This is a genomic window from Vreelandella neptunia (assembly GCF_034479615.1).
Classification (GTDB): domain Bacteria; phylum Pseudomonadota; class Gammaproteobacteria; order Pseudomonadales; family Halomonadaceae; genus Vreelandella; species Vreelandella neptunia.
On the sequence record NZ_CP140255.1, the window covers coordinates 2,993,261 to 3,013,230 of the forward strand.

General features: G+C 53.4%; 19 protein-coding genes and 1 riboswitch. Of the genes, 5 read left to right on the top strand and 14 right to left on the bottom strand.

The features are described 5' to 3' along the window. Positions 1-206: 206 nt before the first annotated feature. The 5 genes from SR894_RS13980 to SR894_RS14000 all read right to left on the bottom strand — a co-directional run bounded on the left by SR894_RS13980 (position 207) and on the right by SR894_RS14000 (position 5,599). On the bottom strand, positions 207-569 hold the full coding sequence (locus tag SR894_RS13980) for a ribbon-helix-helix domain-containing protein (protein ID WP_133730071.1): 363 nt from the start codon (positions 567-569) through the stop codon (positions 207-209). Between the two features lie 124 nt (positions 570-693). Then, a complete protein-coding gene (locus SR894_RS13985; RefSeq protein ID WP_133730070.1) occupies positions 694-1,263 on the bottom strand; it encodes a DJ-1/PfpI family protein in 570 nt (189 codons plus the stop codon). A 111-nt stretch (positions 1,264-1,374) separates the two neighbouring features. Continuing rightward, positions 1,375-3,474: a methyl-accepting chemotaxis protein gene (locus SR894_RS13990; protein WP_133730069.1), complete on the bottom strand. Its 2,100-nt coding sequence runs from the start codon at positions 3,472-3,474 to the stop codon at positions 1,375-1,377. A 45-nt stretch (positions 3,475-3,519) separates the two neighbouring features. Next, positions 3,520-4,638, bottom strand: a complete 1,119-nt coding sequence (locus SR894_RS13995; RefSeq protein ID WP_227405563.1) for an ABC transporter substrate-binding protein — start codon at positions 4,636-4,638, stop codon at positions 3,520-3,522. A gap of 346 nt (positions 4,639-4,984) precedes the next feature. Beyond that, positions 4,985-5,599, bottom strand: coding sequence for a flavin reductase family protein (locus SR894_RS14000; protein ID WP_133730067.1), 615 nt, complete (start codon positions 5,597-5,599; stop codon positions 4,985-4,987). Positions 5,600-5,688: 89 nt separating this feature from the next. On the opposite strand from SR894_RS14000, the gene SR894_RS14005 reads away from it, so the two are divergent. The 3 genes from SR894_RS14005 to SR894_RS14015 all read left to right on the top strand — a co-directional run bounded on the left by SR894_RS14005 (position 5,689) and on the right by SR894_RS14015 (position 7,434). Beyond that, positions 5,689-6,636: a D-2-hydroxyacid dehydrogenase family protein gene (locus SR894_RS14005; RefSeq protein ID WP_133730066.1), complete on the top strand. Its 948-nt coding sequence runs from the start codon at positions 5,689-5,691 to the stop codon at positions 6,634-6,636. A 181-nt stretch (positions 6,637-6,817) separates the two neighbouring features. Beyond that, positions 6,818-7,234, top strand: coding sequence for an alternative ribosome rescue aminoacyl-tRNA hydrolase ArfB (gene arfB / locus SR894_RS14010; protein ID WP_133730065.1), 417 nt, complete (start codon positions 6,818-6,820; stop codon positions 7,232-7,234). Beyond that, complete coding sequence (locus tag SR894_RS14015; protein WP_133730064.1) at positions 7,234-7,434, top strand: DUF1289 domain-containing protein; 201 nt, start codon at positions 7,234-7,236, stop codon at positions 7,432-7,434. Before arfB ends, SR894_RS14015 begins: the two co-directional genes overlap by 1 nt. 32 nt (positions 7,435-7,466) lie before the next feature. On the opposite strand, the gene SR894_RS14020 is transcribed toward SR894_RS14015, so the two are convergent. From SR894_RS14020 to SR894_RS14050, 7 genes are all read right to left on the bottom strand, one after another. Continuing rightward, positions 7,467-8,531, bottom strand: coding sequence for a proline racemase family protein (locus SR894_RS14020; protein WP_208862630.1), 1,065 nt, complete (start codon positions 8,529-8,531; stop codon positions 7,467-7,469). After that, positions 8,531-9,721 carry an alcohol dehydrogenase catalytic domain-containing protein gene (locus SR894_RS14025; RefSeq protein ID WP_133730063.1) on the bottom strand — a complete coding sequence of 397 codons (1,191 nt, stop codon included), beginning with the start codon at positions 9,719-9,721 and terminating at the stop codon, positions 8,531-8,533. The genes SR894_RS14020 and SR894_RS14025 overlap by 1 nt, the downstream gene beginning before the upstream one ends. A gap of 31 nt (positions 9,722-9,752) precedes the next feature. Beyond that, a complete protein-coding gene (locus tag SR894_RS14030) occupies positions 9,753-10,331 on the bottom strand; it encodes an NnrU family protein (protein ID WP_133730062.1) in 579 nt (192 codons plus the stop codon). A gap of 166 nt (positions 10,332-10,497) precedes the next feature. Beyond that, positions 10,498-11,466, bottom strand: coding sequence for a magnesium transporter CorA family protein (locus SR894_RS14035; protein ID WP_133730061.1), 969 nt, complete (start codon positions 11,464-11,466; stop codon positions 10,498-10,500). A 25-nt stretch (positions 11,467-11,491) separates the two neighbouring features. Then, entirely contained in the window at positions 11,492-12,916 is a 1,425-nt protein-coding gene (locus tag SR894_RS14040; protein ID WP_133730060.1) for a diguanylate cyclase domain-containing protein, read from the bottom strand. Positions 12,917-12,985: 69 nt separating this feature from the next. Next, positions 12,986-14,359 (bottom strand): SLC5/6 family protein, encoded by a 1,374-nt coding sequence (locus SR894_RS14045; protein ID WP_133730059.1) that lies wholly within the window; start codon positions 14,357-14,359, stop codon positions 12,986-12,988. Then, positions 14,349-14,455: riboswitch (TPP riboswitch) on the bottom strand. (Overlaps the previous gene by 11 nt.) Before the next feature lie 126 nt (positions 14,456-14,581). Next, on the bottom strand, positions 14,582-15,163 hold the full coding sequence (locus SR894_RS14050) for a peroxidase-related enzyme (protein ID WP_133730058.1): 582 nt from the start codon (positions 15,161-15,163) through the stop codon (positions 14,582-14,584). 176 nt (positions 15,164-15,339) lie between these two features. On the opposite strand from SR894_RS14050, the gene SR894_RS14055 reads away from it, so the two are divergent. Next, a complete protein-coding gene (locus tag SR894_RS14055; protein WP_133730057.1) occupies positions 15,340-16,032 on the top strand; it encodes a hypothetical protein in 693 nt (230 codons plus the stop codon). A gap of 80 nt (positions 16,033-16,112) precedes the next feature. Here SR894_RS14055 and SR894_RS14060 read toward each other — a convergent pair whose 3' ends face one another. Then, a complete protein-coding gene (locus SR894_RS14060) occupies positions 16,113-17,612 on the bottom strand; it encodes a CoA-acylating methylmalonate-semialdehyde dehydrogenase (RefSeq protein WP_133730056.1) in 1,500 nt (499 codons plus the stop codon). Between the two features lie 274 nt (positions 17,613-17,886). Between SR894_RS14060 and SR894_RS14065 the strand changes: the two genes are divergently transcribed. Continuing rightward, positions 17,887-18,957, top strand: a complete 1,071-nt coding sequence (locus SR894_RS14065; protein ID WP_133730055.1) for a zinc-binding metallopeptidase family protein — start codon at positions 17,887-17,889, stop codon at positions 18,955-18,957. Here SR894_RS14065 and SR894_RS14070 read toward each other — a convergent pair. After that, the gene (locus SR894_RS14070) at positions 18,954-19,970 is read right to left on the bottom strand and encodes an alpha-E domain-containing protein (RefSeq protein WP_133730054.1); all 1,017 of its coding nucleotides are present in this window, start codon (positions 19,968-19,970) and stop codon (positions 18,954-18,956) included. The genes SR894_RS14065 and SR894_RS14070 overlap by 4 nt on opposite strands.

The following is a 19,970-nucleotide window of genomic DNA, read 5'->3' on the forward strand; positions in this document are numbered from 1 at the left end:
CTGCCCCGTGGGAGGCAGCTTTAGCTCGCGACCCTCCAAGCTTCCAGCCGAAAGACACTAAGGGGTGCCTTCGGCACCCTTCGCGCGATAAATCGCCCTCCCACAAATAGCTTCTGGCTTAGTGCTGGCTATAGGGTGTTGTGGGAGGCAGCTTTAGCTCGCGACCCTTTAGGCTGCCAGCATGAGCTGAACAGTTACACCTCTTTTTAATGCAACGGGTCACGTCTGTTGCCGCTTTCGCGGGCTAAAATTTGCTCAGCGTCCAGGGTAGCGATAGGCACTTGGTGCTGGGCGGGAATATCCCCGGTCAATTGCAGCGCTTGATAACGCAGGGCGCAAACGCGCAAAAACGAAGTGAAGTTACCCAAATCGTGCCCGGCATCGATGGATTCATGATAAAGCCGGGTAATCATTTGGGCCGTGTTCATCCGGTCGCGCTGGGCGATCTCTTCGAGAATATGCCAGAAGTAATTTTCCATTCGCACACTGGTGACCATGCCATCAATACGCAGCGAATGTGTCGCGCTGCGCCACAGCTCCGGGTCGGCTTGAATAAAGAGTTTACACATGAGCACTGTCTCTCGAAGTTTTCGAATCCACACAAATTATTAGCATAGCGGCAATTATTGGCACAGCAAACAAGAGCGCCCAGCGGATGCTGGGCGCAAATTTTGTTAGGTCAGTGGGCCAAGCTCACTTATTCAGTAGCGCCATAAACTGCGCCAACCAGGCGGGGTGGGCAGGCCATGCGGGGGCAGTAACCAGGTTGCCATCGGTTACTGCATCGGTCACCTCCAGATCGGCAAAATGACCACCCGCAAGCTCGACTTCCGGCTGGCAGGCCGGATAAGCAGAGCACTGCTTCCCTTCCAGTACTTTTGCAGCAGCTAGCAGTTGAGCGCCGTGGCAAATCGCCGCCACGGGTTTGTTAGTCTCAAAAAAATGCTGAACCATGGTTAGCACCTCTTTGTTCAAACGAAGATATTCAGGTGCACGCCCACCAGGCACCACCAAAGCATCGTAATCGGCGGGGTTAATGCTGGCAAAATCAGCATTCAGTGCAAAGCGGTGACCGGGCTTTTCGGAATAGGTTTGGTCGCCTTCGAAGTCATGAATCGCCGTCGCCACGGTATCGCCCGAAGTTTTCCCCGGGCAAACGGCATCGACACGGTGGCCGACTGCCATAAGTGCCTGGAATGGCACCATGGTTTCATAGTCTTCAGTGAAATCGCCAGTGATCATTAAAATGCGCTTGCTGCTCATCTCAGTGCTCCTCTTTGTGATCTTATGGTTATTGATCGAGTGTTTGAGCACACGCGGGGCGTGTTGTATGAGACTAGCAAGCGCTTTCCGACAAAGGGTAGTAATTGCTTACTACGGAGTCACTTTCTCCTGTTGAGGAAGCGCTAGATGCCGCTGCCCTGCTGCGTCGCTGACGTGAAAGCGCCCTACCAGTGAATGCATATCACCGGCACGATCATCCAGCGTATGGCTGGCAGTAGTCGCTTCTTGCACCAACCGGGCATTCTGGTGGGTCACCTGATCCAGCTGCGAAATTGCCTGGTTGATCTGATCAATACCAGCAGATTGCTCATGGGTAGCTCCTGCAATCTCGGTAACATAGCGTGTTACCTCACTCAGGCTATCAATGATTTCCTGCAGGTGTTTGCTGGAGGCGTTTACCAGTTGCTCACCCTCGCTTACCTTGGCGACACTATCGTCAACCAAATGGCGAATTTGGGCAGCTTCTTCGGCGCTACGTCCAGCTAATTTGCGCACTTCTTGTGCCACCACGGCAAACCCACGCCCCTGTTCGCCCGCTCGCGCTGCTTCAACAGAAGCGTTGAGCGCCAGCAAGTTGGTTTGAAAGGCGATATCATCAATGGCTTTAATAATCGATGTAATCTTTTCACTCGCTTCGCGGATATCCCCCATCGCCGCCGTAGTGCGCGTTGAAACATCGCCTGCAGCGCGGGCGCGCTGGTCAACATTACCGCTAGCGTCTTTGGCCTGGTCAGCGTACTCAGCCGTTTGTTTTACCGTGGCAGTAATCTCTTCAAGACTTGAAGCCGTTTCCGCCAACGACGCCGCCTGCTGGTCGGTACGCTGGGAGAGATTCTCATTACCCGCGGCAATTTGACGACTGCTGGCCGCAATGGATTCGGCGCTTTCACGAATTTGCGCCACCATGCCTTCAAAGGTATCCATCATGTTATTAAACGCTTGGGCAGTTTGCCCCACTTCATCGTTACGTTTAAGTTCAAGACGCTTAGACAGGTCAGCATTTTCGCCTGCGGCGCCGCTGATGTTTTCCATTTGGTGGCGCATCGCCACTAGCGGCCCCAGCACCCGTACCATGGTACGCCAGCCAAAAATCGCAAGTAACACGATAACCGCTAGAGTGACCATAATCAGTAACGAGCGACCAGCATTAGCTAGCGTCTCTGCTTGCGTTGCGGCACTATCCGCCTGAGCAACGGTGTACGCTTCGACATCACTTAGCGCCGCGCGCATCTGAGTCATGGCTTGGGCAACATTAGTGAGCGCCACTTGCACCTGGGCGCCTAACTCCAACTGCTGTAAACGAAGCTCATAGACAGCGTTATCATCGGATACCATCAACCCATCCAGCTCTACGATGACATCATCTAAATCGTTGATTAGCGCGCGCTGACCTGCTTCGGTGCTAGGAGCGTCGGCGATCGCCGCCAGTGATTGGCGAGCTAAACCCACCTGCTGAGAAATTTCATTGTGGCGCAAGTTGACCAGTGCATCCGCGCTATTCGTCTGCATCATCTGACGTCCAAGGTCAGATAGCTGCGCTAATGCCATACGTGCGTTGCCGCTTAAGCGGCCAATATCCGCTTGCACTGTATACATATTATCGAGTAACTGAGTCGGCAGCGTGGTCATACCATCTTCGCGCCAGGCTTCCATTAGCGCGCGCTCTTCACGGTCACTGCGAACCTTGGCTAACGCCGTACGCCCGGCAATATCTTCGGCACTAAGCATTACTTGAGAAATAAGCGCTTGCATCTCACTAATGCGCTCGGCCATCTGGGTTTGTAGGCTCAGCTCTTCGCGGCGTACCGCCTCCAGCGCCGTATCCCCTTCCAGTAACGCCTGATAGTGGCTATCCAGCTCACTCAGCCCTTGCGCTTGATCAACTCCATGGAGACCTTGTCGTGCATCTTGAAAACGCTCATCCAGTGCCTCTTGAGTGGTCGCCGTATCTAGACCAGTCACGCTTTCTGCGGCAAGCAAATCCGCATGACGTTGACCAAAGGCTCCCATAGTCAACACCATTCCACGACTAGCATCTTCCAGCGGCAGCACCTCACCGGTAATATAACGCTGTGAGTCAATGAGTCGTTGGTTGGTAATCCAGCCCGTTGCCGCCAGCACCACGGCGCCCAGCACCGCAGCCAAGAACAGGCTGATCAACATCGCTCTAATACTTAAGGTTTTTTTCATTATCTGTTTTCACTTGTGTCAGGGGACAGACAGGTAAAGTAAGCGTTAGGGCAACAGGCTCGCCCACTCCACCGACTCAAAACGGCCGTTTGTGATAATAGTGGGCCACACCGCATCGCTTGCTTGATGGTCGTTCGGTCCCAAACTAACCGGCTCCTCTAGTCCAATATCAACCGACCCCAAACCAAGCAAACCATCCACAATTGCGTCGCGGTCTGGATCAGCTCCGGCTGCTTTCACACCTTCCACAAAGAGTTTCGCGGCTAGGTAACCTTCGAGTGAGATGAAGTCAGGTTCGCTACCGTTGGCATGGGTGTCCAATGCCTGACGGTATGCTTCTACGGCGGGCAGATCGGCATCCAGGGGGGGAACTACCTGAGTAATAATCACACCCTCGGATAGGTCGCCGAGTTCATCCATAAGCGCTTGGCTGCCCACAAAAGAGACGTTCAGAAATACCGTGTCAGGAAGATCGTTTTTCGCTTCACGAATGAAGTCTGCCGCAGGGCCGTATGTACCGACAATGATCACGGCGCGTGGCGTCACCGGCGCTTCCAGAATGGTCGCTAGCCCCTGATGAATATTGCGCGTACCGCGAGTAAAACGCCCGTGGGCCAGTTCCGAGATATTGTCGACGCCATGAGCGGCTAATGCCTTGGTCGCGCCATTGTATCCTGCATCGCCGAAACTATCGTTTTGGGTAAAGAAGGCAATTTCCTCGGGCAAAACGCCTGCTTCCAACAGCCCGTCCACCATGGCGGCGGTTTCTTGTACGTAGCTGGCCCGGTAGTTAATCACATAGCGGTCTGGCGGTGACTTACGCAGCACCCCCGCGCCAGTAAAAGCCCCGTAAAGCAACGTTTCATATTCGTTATAAATGGGAATGGTGACAGTAGCCGTTGGAGTACCGACATTGCCAATCGCCGCTAGCACTTCATCCTCTTGAATAAGCGCTCGGGTATTACTGGCTGCTTGCAGCGGTTTGTACTGATCATCACGGGCAATCAAGGCAAGCGTTTCACCATTAACTCCGCCCGCCGCATTGACCTCGGCGAAATAGGTCTCAATACCTTTTTGCATGCCCAAGCCTAGCGGTGCAGCGCCACCGCTGGAAGGGGCAACAATACCAAAAGTCAGTTCTGCCTGCGCTAGTAATGGAGTCAAAACTCCAGCTAATAACACTACTTTTAATAAGCAATTTCTTAATAAAGACTTTTTTAATAAGCCTTCTCTTAAAAACAAAATTCCCAATCTTTTCATTGATCTGCTCCTTACTGGCTAGATCATTTCCCCACGTAAATAGCATGGCAAAGGTGAGTAGTCTTCCCTCAAACCTTTGCCACATTACCGAACTTTTATTTATTACTATCGGCAGGAGAATATACGACTAAAGGTTAATTATCGTTAATTAAAAAGTAACAATTATTACCCGATTGTAACAACTCCTCACCAACGGGAATAAAATTGGAAAATAAATTAAAAATCAATTGCTTATATATTTTAAGTGCTGTTATGAAGGCCTTTCGATGGCGAACCGATCGCTAATTCGAATGTAATCACTGCCCGCTAAACGCCCAACAGGTTTGAGCCGATCCATATCGACATGGCGACCGTCCCAAATCGAATCGTCAATATGGATGGAGACAACCTGGGCCAGCACCAAAGTGCCTGCTAGCGGTTGGTCGCCAAAGCGAATCATATCGAACAGTTTGCAGCCAAACGCCACGGGAGCGTTGGCAATGCGTGGCACGTTGACCCCAGGCATATCAGCTTTTTCAAGAGCGGCCAGAGCAAACTCATCCTCTCCTGGCGGCAAGCTGGCGCTGGTGGTATTGAGTGCTTCTATCAGCCCTTCACTGCCCACATGGACGACACATTCAGGTACTTCTTTTAAATTGCGCACGGTGTCTTTAAGTTCGCCGCTACCATTAAGCAGTGGAGAAAATGCCAGCACAGGTGGATTCACGCTGGCCACGTTAAAAAAGGAAAATGGCGCCAAATTGGCATTTCCTTGCTTATCCTGGGTAGACACCCAGGCAATCGGCCGGGGGCAAACAGCGCCCGATAACAACCGATAAATAACCCCTGGGCTTAGCGGGGAATCATCCAATAGGTAGTCGCTCATTTTTGACTCCTTGGTAATGGGTTTAGGCGTATTATCAACCTATAACAGCTATTACTTTACAACAGCATTGCCAGCAAGGAGCCGATTTGATGAAGATTGTTATTGCCGATGATTATCAGGACTGTGTGCGCGGTTTAGACGCCTTCAAGCTGCTTGAAGGTCAAGAGGTCACGATTTATCACGATACACTCACCGACCTTGACGCAATGAGTACGCGCTTTCAGGATGCCGAAGCGTTAGTGCTCATTCGTGAACGCACCCCTATCACCGCTGCGCTGCTTGAGCAATTACCTAAACTGAAAGTCATCAGCCAAACCGGCGGCGGCGCGGCGCATGTGGATATAGCGGCCTGCCGCCGCCATGGTATCACTGTTATGACGGGCACTGGCTCGCCCTACGCTGCAGCAGAGTTAACCTGGGGCTTAGTGCTTGCCGCCATGCGCCATATACCGGCAGAGGTTGAGAATCTTAAGGCGGGCCGTTGGCAGCGTACCCTAGGCACGGGCCTCAAAGGCCGCACCCTAGGCATTTTTGGCTACGGCAAAATTGGCAGCTTGGTAGCACGCTATGGCCAGGCTTTTGAAATGAAGGTGTTGGTGTGGGGACGAGAAGGCACCCGACAGCGCGCTGCTGAAGCAGGAATAGAGGTAGCCAAAAACCAGACCGATTTGTTCCAGCGTGCTGATGTACTCAGCCTGCATCTGCGGCTGAACGACGATACACGCGGTATTGTCAGCGCCGAGTCTCTCGCTCAAATGAAACCCACCTCCCTGCTCGTCAACACCAGTCGCGCTCAATTAGTTGCCCCTGGGGCGCTTGAGGAGGCTCTAAAAACCGGGCGACCTGGCCAAGCCGCAATCGACGTTTTTGATACGGAACCGCTGTTAGCTGACTCGCTGCTGGAACAACCCAATCTCGTCGCCACGCCGCACCTTGGCTATGTGGAAAAGGATAGCTACGAGCTCTATTTTGGCGATGCGTTTAGCAACCTGCTGGCCTACATCAATGGCCAGCCTGTTAACAATCTAGCTGGCTAACCGGGCGCGCTAAAACGTGGGCTAAACATCAGGGCTGCAAGCGCCCCATAGTCTCATCAGGCTGGTAGCCCACATATTCGCGAGCTGAAACTCCCTCCCACAAGTGCTGAAAGCCCTCTTTCGTCTCAGGTGTGCCAATTGTGCTAGCCTTATGGGTTCACGAGTAACACAGGGGCCATTAATGCTCACCATTTCTAGTAACATTACTCTGGCTGATTGGGAGATTGATATCAGCCAGATTCGTGCCCAGGGCGCGGGCGGCCAGAACGTCAATAAAGTCGCCTCGGCGGTACATCTGCGTTTCGATATTCTTAGTTCTACACTGCCGCCGATGTACAAGGAGCGCTTAATGGCGCTGTCCGATCAACGCATCAGTAAAGAGGGCGTGGTGATTATTAAAGCCCAGAGTCATCGTAAGCTTGAACTGAATAAAGAGGATGCACTGGCACGTTTAAAAGAGCTGATACTGAGTGCCACCAAACAGCAAAAAATACGCCGCGCTACTAAACCCACCAAAGGTTCGCAGCGCCGCCGCGTCGATCACAAAACCCATAAAGGCAAAATTAAATCGCTGCGCGGTAAGGTGTCCGCATCATAATGACTAAACGCTCCACATCGCCCGCTGGGCGACCACTTTCGCCCTGCGTACACATTTGCCAAATCGAGCCGACCACATCAGTCTGCCACGGCTGTGGCCGGACGTTGGATGAAATCGCGGGCTGGGGAAGCATGACCGAGGCCGAAAAAGCCCCGGTATGGGAACGTCTGGAAAGCGAAGGGTACGTGTCTGCCAGCTAGATTTCCTTCGCGTCGCTATGTCTCAAGTGATGCTATGTCTCAACTGATAGTGCTTTCATCTGGTGACGGTCGCTTAATATATGGTGTAGCTCACCACAGGCAACCATCGGGTCATCACAGTTGATAACGATATCCGAGTGGGCCAACACGTAGCTGCGGCCAGTAATGGTGTTCTCCACTACTTGGTAAGCGCCCTCCTGATGGGTACCGACAAAGGTACCGATAAACCCTGTCTCCCGTAGAGAAACTGTCTCTAGCTTATCCCCTAGCTTTAGCCGCCCTTCATAGTTCATCAACGCCAAGCGCGCAGAGGTGCCGGTACCCGTCGTGCTGCGGCATATAACGCCAGGATGGACGTAGGTGGTTGAGCGTGAGCGTATATAGCCTTCAGCTATCTGCTCTTCAGGCCCCATAAAGTGCAAAAATGGCAGAGGCCCTACATCGCCCAGGGTGTAGTGAGAAAAGCCCCGCTGCGCTTTAATTGCCTCGACAATTTTGTAGGCACACTCTGAGAGTGCGCGCTCCTCATCACGCACCAGCTTAAAGCCCAGCTCGGTGGCATCGACCAAAGCGTAAAAACCACCGCTATAGGCAATCGAGTAGGTGACTTCGCCAATTCCCGGCACTTGGATTTTATCGCGATAGGTATCGATATAGCTGGGCAGGCCGCCACAGGTAACCGACTCCACCACGCCGTTATGCACTTTGGCTTCGATTTGCACTAACCCGGCCGGCGCTTCCAGCTTAAAGCGCTGTATGCCTTCCTGCTTGGGGACAATACCGCTCTCCAGTACCGCCGTGGCGGTACACAGCGTGTTGGAGCCGGAATAAATGGGGTACCCCATCACTTCCATAATGATGTAACCCGCCACCGCCTCAGGATGAGTTGCCGGCACTAACAAGTCGACCGACATTTCCGGAATGCCGTAGGGCTCTTCGAGTAGCAGGCGGCGCAAACCATCGGCGTCATCGCGTAGATACTCCATCTGCTCGCGAACGGTGGCGCCAGGCAGAACATCAATACCCCCTGTAACGATACGGCTAACATCACCACCGGCATGGGTGTCCATTAGCTGGATAGTATGAAGGTTATGCACTAGGGGCGCTCCTGAACAGCAGAAGAGGAATTTTCAAGGGCGAACGGAGCACCGTGAGATGCCCACTGAGCATCGGGAACGAGCACAATTTTGCCCAGATAATTGCTGCCTCGGTTTACAAAATAGCGTTCGGCGGCATGCAGATCAGATAGTTTAAAGGCCGCATGGAGTACCGGCTTTAATTCCCCGCTGCGAATCCACGCCACCAGCTGTTCGGCCTCTTCACGGGTGCCGTGGGAAACACCAAATATCTGTACTTGATAAAGGTACACGCGGGTCCACATCATTTCGCTAAGGTTGCCACCGCTAGCCCCGGCAATAGAGAGGCGCGGGTAGCTCTTTCGCCCCTGCATATCGACAATCATAGTGTCGATAAACAGGTTGGTCATCTCACCCCCGACCAAGTCCATCACCGCATCGATTGGTTTGCCGCCAGTGGTTTCCAGCACCCGGTCAACAAACGTCGGCAGGTCGCCACGATCAATGACCGCTTCTGCGCCTAGCGCTTTGAGCGCCTCGGCTTTGTCCAACTGGCTAACGGCATACGGGATAGCGCCAACAATACGGCAGAGCTGAATGAGTGCAGTGCCCACACCGCCGCTGGCACCGCTGACCAGCACCCGCTCACCGGCATTTACCTTGGCGGCAGTCATCATGTGATAAGCGGTTTGATAAGAACACATACCCATTGAGGCCAGTTCAGCGTCATGCAGCTCTGGGTTAGGCACATGATAAAACTGATCAGCAGGCACGGCGATATACTCAGCAAATCCGCCGTCGGCGCCATGGCCGTAGTAATCCGGGGTTAGATTAATATCACGACGCTCATCGGCGTAAATATTAAAATCCAGCAGCCCTCGCTGACCTATGCGCTCGGCGTCAACGCCATCGCCGACCGCTACTATGCGGCCAGCGACATCGGCGCCTTGAATACGCGGGAAGGTTAACGTTGGCGTACCGCCCATGGCGAAGGAGGTAACATCGCCCTTATCCTTGGTAGGGTACAGCCCTTCACGCGCCTTGCGATCAGTGTTGTTCTTCGCCGTGGCGGTCACCTGCACCAGCACTTCGCCCGCTTTGGGCTGCGGCGTGGCGACATCCTGATGATATTCCAGCTTTTCGATACCGCCATGTCCGGTCAATAGCATGGCAGCCATGGTATTGGGCACCGTGTGTGTCGTCTCGGCCATGGAGTGACTCCTAAGTTGGGCTAACGCTCGATTAGCTAAAAACAGGTACGCCAATCAGCACTGCGTGCAAGTAAAAGGCAAACACCACATACGCTACCAAGCCTACGAGTACGGTAGCAATGGTGGCCATTTTATTAGTGCTAACGGGCGCTGGTGGCGTAAGGCGGCCGCGCTTTTTGGCGCTTTTAAATGCCAGGATAGCCCAGATAAGAAAGGCAGCAAAAAAGATAATCTCGCCCAAGCGACCGTTGGCCAGCAGATGGGCAAACGCCCAGATTTTGACCGCCAGCATCATTGGATGGCCAAGCTTGGCCTTAATCGCATTATGCGGAATGTAGGCCGCCACCAGCATAATAAAGGCGGGCACCATCAGCAGCGCCACCGCATGGCGCATTCCCATTGGCGGGTACCAGATATAGATAGGATCGAGGCGCATCTGGCCAAAACCGTATATAGCAATGGCCAGGCCAACGATGGATACCGCCGAATAGGCGACTTTCCAAGTGGTTTCGCCGTGTTTTGCAATCTGCTGCTGACGCCAGTTTTCAGCAAAGATACGTACAGAGTGGCTGCCTAAAAAAATCAGCAGCCCGAAAATCATAATCGTCATGGAACAACTCCCAGTGAAAACGCTAGTCGACGGCTTTATGCCTTATAGTCTTGGTCGCTCAAGAGGATGCCACACTCAGCCGCTGACCACCTATGCATACGTCAACTTTTCGTTTCCTGGTGAGCCGTTTCCTGGCGAGGCTAAAATCAGTCCTTAAAACCCGTTTTTAAAACCAATGCTTGCGCTTAAATAGCCAAATCAGCGCCCCACCGATCCCCAGCATCGCCCCCAAGACAAAAAAGTAGCCGTACTGATAGCGCAGCTCGGGCATATTTTCGAAGTTCATGCCGTAAATCCCGGCGATAAACGTTAGAGGAACAAAGATCGCGGTAATGACCGTGAGAACGCGCATGGTGATATTTAGCTGATGGGAGGAGATAGAGATATAGCCATCGATTAAGTCACCACAAATGTCGTAGTACATTTGAGTCAAGGTGTAGAGACGCTCAAAGCGATCCGCCACATCGTTGATTGCATGTAGGGTTTCAGTCTCTTCCCGCGGCAAGTGCTCATAGTCATAAGCGATGAGTTCTTGGGTGATCCCCTGGTGGTAACTAAAAATGCGGCGCATTTTTACCAGCCGGGAACGGTAAGTGATAATCTTGCGCATTAACACATCATTACCATTTTCCAGCAGTTCGTCTTCAAGATCACTTAACGCCGTTTCGAACTCAAGCAGGCTATCGATATAAAAGCCTGCTGAAATATACATCACCCTCAGTGCGACGTGCTCTGGCGAGTGAGCCAGCAAAGCCTTGCCGTGCTCGTTGAATAGCCGTTCAATTGAGAGCGCTTGGCCAGGGTGAAGCGTCACTAAAAAACGTTCGCCGACAAAAAAGCAGACCTGCTGAGGCAAATAATTGAGTTCAGCATCAAAGGATGAGATACCGCGATAAATAATCAGCGTGTGGTTGTCAAACTCTTCGATTTTCGGCGGGTGACGCTCTTTGTGGGCATCTTGAATCGCCATCGGGTGAAACTCAAACGCCTCTAAAATCGCACGCTCGCTTTGTTGGGACTCCCCCTGCATATCGATCCAGATATGGCTGTCAGGCGTAGTCTGCCAGATGGCTAACAAGCGTTCATCCCCCTCGTGAGTTTCACCCTCTGGGGTAGTCATAATAGTTCGAATCATGGTCGTCCTTGAATGTTAACCGGTCTTAACAAGCACTATCCAAAGGCTGGGCGATACGTACTTGGGCTTTTCCAGAACGTTTAGCTTCATACATAGCCACATCGGCGCGCTTTAACAGTTCATTGGAGGTCTCGGCACTCGCTGGTAAATATAAGGCAACCCCAATACTAACGCTGACATGTAACGCGGCATTACTAGAGACCAGCGGCTCTTGCACCACCTGAACTAGTTTATTGGCCAGCGGCTCGATTGTCGTGGGCTCACTGCCCTCCAATAGCAAGACAAACTCGTCCCCGGCCCAGCGCGCGATATAGTCGGTTTCGCGTACCGTTGTCGCCAATCTTTTAGCAATCACGCGCAACAGTTCATCGCCCATGGCATGCCCATGGGTATCGTTAATTGCCTTGAAACCATCCAGATCCATAAACAGAACGGCTAGGGGTTGTTGGGAGCGTCGAGTACGGGCCATGGCTTCAGGTAAGCGCTCATCCAAGGCTCTTCGGTTAGGTAGTTTGGTAAGCGCATCTTCACGGGCCTGCTGATCACGCAGTCGCTCAAGCTGCTGACGTTCGGTAATATCGTGGATAAAAAGGCTTCGCCGCTCGCGGCCATCAATCATTAGCGTCTTAATACGAACTTCAACAGGCAGCTCAGTACCATCCTGACGCCGTGCCGTAGAGGTGATAGCAGCACGGTTATTACTGGGGGGCAGCCCGGCAGGAAAAATCAGCTGCGTTATCGTCCTTGCCAGTGTTTCTTTGCGTGGCCAACCAAACATCACTTCTGCTGCGCGGTTCCAGTCCAAAATAACGTCGTCGGCATCAATGCTAATATAGGCGTCATAAGCTGACTCAATAACCAAATTGAGTTCATTGGTACGCCGCTCAATTTGGCGTTCCATACTTTGATGTAGCTCATTCAGCGCCTGCTGAAATGCCTGGGCGTTTTTCTTCTCCAGCACCAGCCGCTCTCGCAAATGAACTTCCTCTGTCGCTATTGCCGCTAAGTCCTGGAGAGCCGCTAGCTCATCCTCGCTAACGACGCGTGGTTTGGTGTCGAGCGCGCAGAGTGACCCTAGTGCCAAGCCTTGCATAGACCGTAATGGAATCCCCACATAAAAACGAATGCCTTCGGGGCCAGTCACCAGAGGGCTTTGAGCAAAACGGGGATCTTGACTGGCATCTTCAACAATAAATGGCTCTGGGCACATGATGGTATAAGCACAGAAAGCCACATCGCGAGATGTTTCCTGGGGCTCAACGCCAATGCTTGACTTAAACCACTGCCGTTTAGCATCTACTAGCGTCACCGTCGAGATAGGCACACTTAGCAATTTGGTCACCAATCTGGTGACCCGGTCAAAAGCAGGTTCATCGGGGGTGTCTAGAAGTTCAAGCTCATAAAGGGCTGCTAAGCGAGCATCTTCGTCAGGTGCTATGGGGAAGCTCATTGTCATATCAACCATGAGGTAGCTATTATTCTAACAGCATAACGCGATCAGCCCTTTAGTGCTTAAAAGTCACCTCTTTCTATTTAACCCCGCGAGCAGCACACTCATTAGCGTTGAGGCGACTAATGCGCCGACGAATGGCCCCAAGGTAGGAATACTGCCCGGAAAACTGGCGGCCACCACCCCGGCGACCAAGCTTCCTTGGCTTAACCACCCAGGGAGAATGGCGCCCAGCAACCCCGCGAGGCCGCCCGCAATGGCCGCAAGCGGCGTCATTCGTTGCCACAAGCCTAGCAGTACAGGCACCACAATGGCGGCACACAGCAGGTCGGCAATCAAAAATAGCCGGAGTACCGACAGCCCCTGTAAGGCAATCAATACCACCGGAATCATCACCACCACCGTTACCCAGCGGGCAGCCACCAGTGAAACGCCCTTGTGCTCGCTGCGCGCGACCACCAGCGAGGCAATACCGTTTTGCAGCGTATCAACGCTGGAGGCGACTAACGTCACCGCTAATACTAAGGCGGGTAGCGTCAGCCAAACAGGAGCATCGCTTAACAGAGCAAAAAATGGCATCGGCGGCTCCCCCAGAGAGACACCGCTCATCGCGGCCAACACCCCCAATCCGCCAATCACCATGACGACGACGACCGTCATCGCGCCACCTAACCATGCCCCGCGTCCTAAACTTTGATCATCTTGAGCGGCCCAAACGCGCTGCCAATAGCCTTGGTGGAAGAGATTGGCCGCGGTAACAGCAATCACCAGGGTTAACGCTACGCTGAGCGCATTGGTGATAGGAATGGCTGGAAGCGCAGCTCCACTGGGAATAGTGGGAAGCCGCCATAGCGCCATGCCACCGACCACACACAGCAGTACCAGCAACAACCACGCCTGCCAACGGTCAGTGGCAAGGCTGGCACGCAGGCCTCCCGCTGCGGTATAAACCAGCGTGGTAAGCGCCACACCAATAATCACCAGTGCAGGTGGCACCTCGGAAAGTAAGGCAGTGATCGCCCCAATGGCGGTTAGCTCGGCGGCTAAAAAGCAGGCCATATAGGCTATAGATACCAGCGTTACCCAGCGCCTTACACCAGGGCCATAGCACGCTTCCGCAAACTCGGCGATGCTGCGCCCCTCGGGCAGCGCCCGACGAATCTTCGGCCCATACAGCCCTAATACGATAAACGGCAGCGCAGAGCCTAACGCATAGCCTGCCAGGGCCAACGGCCCGACAAAGGCGCCGATTTCAGGAGGAGCAAAGAGAATCCATGCGCCCATTCCAGAGGCAAGGAAGGAGAGCCCCAGTGTAGACGCCGTTTGAGAGTTGCGAGCGGTGACGTAATCATCAACCGGGCCATCCACCCAGCGAGCCCGGAGGCCTAAATAAGCAAAGCAGCACAGCGCCGCGCCAAGCACGGCTGACGTTAGGTAAAGCATGTCGCACTTCCTCCGCCGGTATGAACCGGATCAGGTTCCAGGGTCTGCGCAGCGCGCATCTCAGCCCTTTTGAGCAGGGCTCCCCTGGCGACAGTGAATGTAGGTGTTTTTGCTAAGCGCTTTTTCTAAGTACGTTTTTTCAGTACTTATCCAAGTGCCATCTCAAGAACTATTCTCAATCAAAAGCACAGCTTAGTAAAGTTGAGGTAGTACGGTGGCCTCTTAGCGGGGCACGCGCCCCATCAGGTAGAACTCCTCATTGGGCGGCGTGCCCGCCAGGGTGACCAACCGATTCGACAGGCCAAAAAACGCCGCGATGGCGCCAATGTCCCAACAATCCTCTTGGCTAAAGCCAACTTCCAGCAAGCGGGAGAGCCATTCATCGGTCATTTCACCCACATCGATAGCGCAGTGCATAGCAAAATCAAGCATTACCCGGTGGCGCTCGCTAATTGGCGCCACCCGATGGTTGATCGCCACCTGGTCAGCGAGTAGCGGGTCTTTACTGTAAATGCGCACCAGGGCACCGTGAGCGACTACACAATATAAGCAGTGATTACGCGCACTGGTAGCGACCACAATCATCTCTTTTTCGGCTTTGGTGAGCGTGTCCGACTCGCGCTCCATGAGCGCATCGTGATAAGCAAAAAAAGCACGAAATTCAGCAGGGCGATGGGCCAACATCAGAAAGACATTGGGCACAAACCCCGCTTTTTCCTGAACCGCTAAAATGGTACTGCGTATATCTTCCGGCAGATTATCCAGTGTTTCAGGCACGTTAAAACGACTTAATGATGCAGACATACTCACCTCTTTATTGTTAAATTTAAATATCTGGTAAAAAAGGTTTAGCTGATGTTAACAAAAAGCTAAATTAAGGTGCTTTTAATCAGCCGCCCTACTCGCCATACTGATACATCGATCTGTGATAAAAACCGCGCGTTACTCTTAATAAACAGTTCGTTCAAAGGGACACTGCCATGAACCAAAAAGAAGCCAAGGAACATACCCCTGGTCGGCTGCATGAGCTGTTTGCTGACCCCTATCGAGCGTTCGAAAATGATACCGATGAGCGTCAGCTGCACATTCGTATCATGCTGCATATGTTGCTTGCCCGCCCAATGAAACGGGGTCAAATGACACTCCGTGTTATCCATGGCTGGGAAAACGGCGGCTTTGAGCCAGAAGACCTACAGCATGTCGACTACTCCCTCGGCGGAGTGTCTGACTTCAAGCGCGCGGTACAGGACTTCGAACACGCCTCGAAGCACAACACGCCGCTCCCTGCTGACAAAAACGCCATTCTTGCTGCGCCACTCGCCGATGCCATTGCAGAGGCCGAAGCCGAGGGGCAAGATCTAAATAGCGACATTCGCGAAACACCAGCGAGATGGCCAGCATTTGAAGGCGGTTTAGCTCTATATACGCTGTTTAAGATGTACCACCGGCTGATTTATGGCGAAGATGACAACTACCGCTGCACGCAGTGCATGACACCGCTGGGTATGCGTGAAATACACGAATTTCACCTTGAAGAGGGTGAGTTCGCCCTGCTGGTTCCATCCGCTGACAACTTCATACATGAGGAGTCGCTTTTAGTGTTACATGAAAGCCAGCTCGGCCCCATCGAGCAACTGCTCGAAGAAAGCCTGCCTTTATTCGATAATTTTTAAGCCAGAACAGCCAGTAAGCTTCCGTCAATTGACCCTGTTTTTTATACAGGGCCAATTTTCGTTAATACAGGAAGCGTTCTTTAGCCCAGTGAAATTGTGCTATTGATACCGCTGGAAACATTTTCTGGTTCAAACCAACGCGCTGTCACCGTTTTTGTTTGTGTCCAGAACGCAATCGCCTGCTTACCATTAGGGCCCAAATCTCCCAATTTTGAAGCCCTTGAACCAGTGAAACTGAAGTATGCGACCGGTACAGGGATTGGCACGTTAATACCAATTTGTCCAACGTCGATATCGGTTTCAAACCGGCGCGCAACCCAGCCTGAGTTAGTAAAAATGGAGGTACCGTTGCCGTTAGGATTGGCATTGATAAAGGCAATCGCCTCATCCAGGGTTTCAACACTGACCACACACAGCACGGGGCCAAAAATCTCTTCCCGGTAAATCGTCATATCGGCGGTTACATCGGCAAACAGGGTCGGCCCCACGAAGTTACCGTTGGGGTAACCCTCTACCTCGACCTTACGACCATCGACCATCAGTTTGGCGCCCTCTTTCTCCCCTGCATCGATTAACCGCAGTACACGGTCACGGGCAGCGGGAGACACCAGTGGTCCCAAATCCGCATCGAGCTGGGTGCCTGGGCCTACTTTCATTGCTCGCGCCGCATCGACAATATCGCTTAACCACTCGCGCGCCTCCCCGACCAGTACCACCACCGAGTTTGCCATGCAGCGTTGGCCCGCAGCGCCAAAGGCTGAGCCCAGCAGGTTATTGATCGCCTGACTACGGTTAGCATCGGGCATCACCACACAGTGATTCTTGGCGCCCATCATCGCCTGCATACGTTTGCCCGCTGCTGCTGCCCGATTATACAGCAGTGACCCTACGTGGGTGGAGCCGATGAACGAGAGCGCTTTGATATCCTGATGATCAGCGATTTGGTTGGCCACGTCTGGGCCACCGTGCACCACGTTGAGTACGCCCGCAGGGACACCCGCTTCGTGGGCTAGCTCCACTAAGCGCATGGTGGAACTTGGATCTTGCTCGGAGGGCTTAAGAACAAAGGTATTACCGGTGGCAATCGCCAGCGGGAACATAAAGCAGGGCAACATAATCGGGAAGTTAAAGGCAGTAATCCCCGCCCCCACACCCAGCGGTTGGTGCATGGTGTAAACGTCCACCTCATTGGCCGCATTCTCAGCTAATTCACCCAACTGCAGCGAGGTAATCGAGCAAGCGTGCTCTACCACTTCCAGACCACGCCCCACTTCGCCTTCCGCATCGGGCAGGGTTTTACCGTGCTCCTCGGTGATAAGTGCCGCCAGTTCAGCGGTATTGTCGCGAATCAGCGCCTGCAGCTTGAGCATAATGCGCATGCGCTTACCCAGCGGCACTTTACGCCACTCCTTGAACGCCTCTTTAGAGCTGCTGATGGCACGCTCCACTTCGTCAGCGGTACAGAACGGCACACGAGCCACCACCTCTTGCGTCGCGGGGTTGACCACGTCGCGCCATTCCTGGCTTTGCGACTTCACGGGCTGACCATCGATATACATGGGAATTTCGCGAACGGACATAGCATTGCTCCTATTTATGGTTGTGGTTGTTATGGGTGCGAGTGTTAAAAAAGCTGTTTTTAAAATTCATCGCGGTAAGACAAGTACACAGGGTATAGCAGCAAGTTGACGTTAACGTCAACTAAGTATCTCGTGAGTAAACAAAATCTGTAGCAAGACGTCAATTAGCCTTTCCATTGTAGCGTCGCGCTGGCTATGCTTCGGCTAATCAGTGTGCCGCAGACTTGCGGATCGCCCGCGGCGAAAGCTCGTGTTTAAACACAGGGATTTATCTATGCAGACCTTTAGCTGCCGCTGTGGCAATCCGCTGTTCTACGAAAACACCCACTGCCTTGCCTGTCAGTCACAAGTAGGCTGGTGCCCTGCTTGTAGCAATATCGTGGCCATTGAGCCTATGGATAACGGTGGCTATCGCTGTACTCACCCAGGTTGCGATACGGCGCTACTGAAGTGCCACAACTACGCCGTTGAAAATGTGTGCAACCGTCTGGTGGTGATGGAGCACGGCCAAGCAGACACGCTCTGCGACTGCTGTCGTTACAACGAAGTCATACCCGACCTCAATATTGCCGGCCATCGCGAACGCTGGGCGGCACTAGAGGCGGCGAAACGGCGCCTTTTTCATACCCTGGATTTACTTAAACTTCCCCACGGCACCAAAGACGATGACATTAGTGTGCCATTAAGCTTCTCATTTATGGCCGATGCCCTGCCCGACCAGGGCTTATGGCGCTCCACTGCCAAGCAAGAAAAGGTGTATACCGGCCATGCATCGGGCCATATCACCATCAACGTCAAAGAAGCCGACGACGTTGAGCGCGAGCGCCTGCGGGTCGATATGAATGAATCCCACCGCACGCTGATTGGTCACTTCCGCCACGAGATCGGCCACTACTACTGGGATGTATTGGTTAAGGATCGCGATGAAGAGAATTGCCGTGCGGTATTTGGCAACCACCACCGGCCAACCTATGCTGAAGCGTTAGAGCGCTACTACCAGCAGGGGGCGCCCAGCGACTGGCCTAATTACTTCATCTCCGCTTACGCCACCATGCACCCCTGGGAAGATTTTGCCGAAACATTTGCCTATTACCTGGATATGGTCGCCGTGTTGGATACCGCACTGCACATGGGCATTACCCACGTTGAGTACGACGGCAGTCTGGAGAGCATGCTGATTGCCTTTCATCAGGTAGGGATGGCGGTGAATGAGCTCAACCGGGATATGGGCCTGCTCGATTTGGCCCCAGGAGTGCTTGCCCCGGCGGTGCGCGAGAAGCTGGCATACCTGCATCAAATCGTGCAGGCCGCCAGCCCGCTAGGGCACGACTCTCCCGCCGGTTAGTCGTTATCGTTATCCCCCGCGTGGCTTTGACTCTGGCTCTGACTCTGGGTTTGGGTATGTGTGACGCGTGGCACGCTGTCGTCATTCACAAAGTAGGTTGCGCTAAGCGTATCGTGGATAGCGGCAAAGCCGATCTGCAACTCGTCGATAAACAAGTGCAGCTTGCGGGGGGAATGCGCCAGCGCCTGGATATCGGCATCTACCACATCGGCGCGCACCAGCGAAACGGTTGCCGCCGGACGATCCTGGCGTGGCAGTAGGGACAGCTCATGACCCAGGGTTTCGAGGCTGCAGGCAATCGAGCGCGGCAGGTTAGGATCCTGCAGCAAAAAGCGCAATACATCGGGGCCACGCACGCGCAAGCGCACCTGCTGGCGGTACATTTGGTAAGCAGTTAGCGACTTGAGCACGCTCATCCACTGCAGGTTCTCAAACGGTAGCAGTTCTTCAGGGTTTTGCGGCAGCAGACTGGCGGAGCGCACATCCACAATACGGGTGGTCATATCGGCCCGCTCTAACTGGCGCCCCAGCTCAATAAAGGTGCGCGCAGGGCCATGGCTTAGCGTGCCTTCAATCAAGCCCGTCAGCGTCTGGCAGCCACGAATAACGCTTTTAAGAAAGCTATCGCGACGGCGTGGACTAACACCGTTTTCGGCATGATCGGCGACGCTCAGATAGAGCTGGTTAACCTCTTCCCAAATCTCCCGGGGCACCACATCCCGGGTGGTTCTGAGGTTCTCACGGGCACTGGCAAGCGCGGAGATAATCGAAATATCATTGTCGGTATCGGCGCATAAAAAGTGCACGACATTGCGTTCATCAAAGTCGGTATGGCGTGCGGTAAAGGCTTCCAGACTGCCGGTCATTTCGATAAGCGGTGCCCAACCAAGCGGTAAGCGACCCGGCAAATCGAGCATAAGGTGGCTATTGACGCTCAGTAAGCGCGCTGTATCTTCCGCTCGTTCGATATAGCGCGCCATCCAGTAGAGGTTCTCTGCAACGCGTGACAGCAT

Coding starts and splice junctions, on each gene's coding strand:
- SR894_RS14015 (WP_133730064.1), top strand. CDS start 7,234: ATGACTAAACGCTCCACATCGCCCGCTGGGCGACCACTTTCGCCCTGC.
- SR894_RS14035 (WP_133730061.1), bottom strand. CDS start 11,466: ATGATTCGAACTATTATGACTACCCCAGAGGGTGAAACTCACGAGGGG.
- SR894_RS14070 (WP_133730054.1), bottom strand. CDS start 19,970: ATGCTGTCACGCGTTGCAGAGAACCTCTACTGGATGGCGCGCTATATC.
- arfB (WP_133730065.1), top strand. CDS start 6,818: ATGCTCACCATTTCTAGTAACATTACTCTGGCTGATTGGGAGATTGAT.
- SR894_RS14060 (WP_133730056.1), bottom strand. CDS start 17,612: ATGTCCGTTCGCGAAATTCCCATGTATATCGATGGTCAGCCCGTGAAG.
- SR894_RS14005 (WP_133730066.1), top strand. CDS start 5,689: ATGAAGATTGTTATTGCCGATGATTATCAGGACTGTGTGCGCGGTTTA.
- SR894_RS14045 (WP_133730059.1), bottom strand. CDS start 14,359: ATGCTTTACCTAACGTCAGCCGTGCTTGGCGCGGCGCTGTGCTGCTTT.
- SR894_RS13980 (WP_133730071.1), bottom strand. CDS start 569: ATGTGTAAACTCTTTATTCAAGCCGACCCGGAGCTGTGGCGCAGCGCG.
- SR894_RS14065 (WP_133730055.1), top strand. CDS start 17,887: ATGCAGACCTTTAGCTGCCGCTGTGGCAATCCGCTGTTCTACGAAAAC.
- SR894_RS13990 (WP_133730069.1), bottom strand. CDS start 3,474: ATGAAAAAAACCTTAAGTATTAGAGCGATGTTGATCAGCCTGTTCTTG.
- SR894_RS13985 (WP_133730070.1), bottom strand. CDS start 1,263: ATGAGCAGCAAGCGCATTTTAATGATCACTGGCGATTTCACTGAAGAC.
- SR894_RS14000 (WP_133730067.1), bottom strand. CDS start 5,599: ATGAGCGACTACCTATTGGATGATTCCCCGCTAAGCCCAGGGGTTATT.
- SR894_RS14040 (WP_133730060.1), bottom strand. CDS start 12,916: ATGAGCTTCCCCATAGCACCTGACGAAGATGCTCGCTTAGCAGCCCTT.
- SR894_RS14050 (WP_133730058.1), bottom strand. CDS start 15,163: ATGTCTGCATCATTAAGTCGTTTTAACGTGCCTGAAACACTGGATAAT.
- SR894_RS14025 (WP_133730063.1), bottom strand. CDS start 9,721: ATGGCCGAGACGACACACACGGTGCCCAATACCATGGCTGCCATGCTA.
- SR894_RS14030 (WP_133730062.1), bottom strand. CDS start 10,331: ATGACGATTATGATTTTCGGGCTGCTGATTTTTTTAGGCAGCCACTCT.
- SR894_RS14055 (WP_133730057.1), top strand. CDS start 15,340: ATGAACCAAAAAGAAGCCAAGGAACATACCCCTGGTCGGCTGCATGAG.